Source organism: Isoptericola sp. NPDC055881 (assembly GCF_053615895.1).
The window spans coordinates 1-1,234 of sequence record NZ_JBSHCR010000151.1; the positions used below are offsets into that span (position 1 = coordinate 1).

General features: G+C 73.6%; 1 protein-coding gene. It reads right to left on the minus strand.

From position 1 onward, the window contains the following. Nucleotides 1-69 precede the first annotated feature (69 nt). Complete coding sequence (locus ACWGKI_RS20830; protein WP_380242787.1) at nt 70-1,086, minus strand: LacI family DNA-binding transcriptional regulator; 1,017 nt, start codon at nt 1,084-1,086, stop codon at nt 70-72. Between the last annotated feature and the right edge of the window lie 148 nt (nt 1,087-1,234).

Genomic DNA, 1,234 nt, shown 5'->3' on the forward strand with positions numbered 1-1,234 from the left:
GTCGGGCGACAGTGTCGCCCGACCGGCCGGGGTCAGGGTGCGAGGACGCCGCCCGAGGCAGCGGAGGCGTCAGCCGGCGGGCCGGGGCGCGGCGGCAGTCGAGCGCCGCACGACGAGCTCCGGCTCGAAGAGCAGCTCGTCGCGCGACACGGCGGCGCCCGCGATCATGGACGCGAGGATGTCCACCGCCGCGCGCCCCATCGCGTCGATCGGCTGGCGCACGGTGGTCAGCGCAGGATCCGTGGAGTTCATCAGCGCGGAGTCGTCGTAGCCGACGACGGACACGTCGCGGGGCACCTCCAGCCCCGCGCGGCGCACGGCGCGCACCGCGCCGAGGGCGAGCGGGTCGGACGCGCACAGGATCGCCGTCGCGCCCGCGTCGAGCAGGCGGCCCGTCGCGGCCTGACCGCTCTCCAGGGAGTACTGGCTGTGCACGACGAGCTCGTCGGGGAGCTCCAGGCCGTGCCGCTGCGCGAACGCGCGGGCGGCCGCGAGCTTGCGCTCCGACGGCACGTGGTCGGCCGGGCCGAGCAGCAGGCCGATGCGCGCGTGGCCCATGGAGACGAGGTGCTCGAGCGCCTGGTGCGTCGCGACCAGGTCGTCGCACGAGACGTGCGGGAAGTCGAGGCTCTCGATCGACGCGTTGATCAGCACGACCGGCAGGCTCAGCGCCTGCAGCCGCTCGTAGTGCGAGTGGTCGGCGTCGCGCTCGGCGTAGAACCCGCCGGCGAAGATGACGCCCGAGACCTGCTGGCCCAGCAGGAGGTCGATGTACTCGGCCTCCGAGATGCCGCCGGCCGTGCGCGTGCACAGCACGGGCGTGAAACCCTGCTGCGCGAGCGCGCCGCCCACCACCTCCGCGAACGCGGGGAAGATCGGGTTGGCCAGCTCGGGCAGCACCAGCCCGACCAACCGGGGCCGGTCGCCGCGCAGCTTGGTGGGCCGCTCGTACCCCAGCACGTCCAGGGCGGTGAGGACGGCGTCGCGCGTCGCCTGCGAGACGCCGGGCTTGCCGTTGAGCACCCGGCTGACCGTCGCCTCGCTGACCCCCACCTTCGCGGCCACGTCGGCCAGTCGTCTCGACATGGTTCGACTGTACACGCGATCACGCAAGCCGCTTGCGCGACTTGCGTTCCTTGCGGAGTGCCGAACAGGTGGTTGTTCACGGTGTGGGAAAAGTAAAAAAACCCAGTGGGGGGGGGGGGGGGGGGAGCCCGCGGGGCCCCCCCCGGGG